Source organism: Pseudomonas mandelii, assembly GCF_024138395.1.
Classification (GTDB): Bacteria; Pseudomonadota; Gammaproteobacteria; order Pseudomonadales; family Pseudomonadaceae; genus Aquipseudomonas; species Aquipseudomonas mandelii_E.
The window spans coordinates 1-268 of record NZ_JAMYDU010000074.1; the positions used below are offsets into that span (position 1 = coordinate 1).

The 268-nt window shown below is 50.4% G+C and carries 1 rRNA gene; it reads right to left on the reverse strand.

Annotation, left to right across the window (positions count from 1 at the left end):
- Nucleotide 1: 1 nt before the first annotated feature.
- Nucleotides 2-117, reverse strand: a 5S ribosomal RNA gene (gene rrf, locus NHU87_RS28370).
- Nucleotides 118-268: the final 151 nt, after the last annotated feature.

A 268-nucleotide genomic window follows, 5' to 3' on the forward strand; every position in this document is an offset into this window, starting at 1 on the left:
ATCTTGACGATGACCTACTCTCACATGGGGAAACCCCACACTACCATCGGCGATGCATCGTTTCACTGCTGAGTTCGGGATGGGATCAGGTGGTTCCAATGCTCTATGGTCGTCAAGAAATTCTGTGACCAGCCCGTTACAGCCGTAACGTGCCAGCAAAATCGGTGACTTCTACTAAAACAAAACCCCTACCTGCAGATGCAGATAGGGGTTTCGGAATTTGATCTTGACGATGACCTACTCTCACATGGGGAAACCCCACATGGGG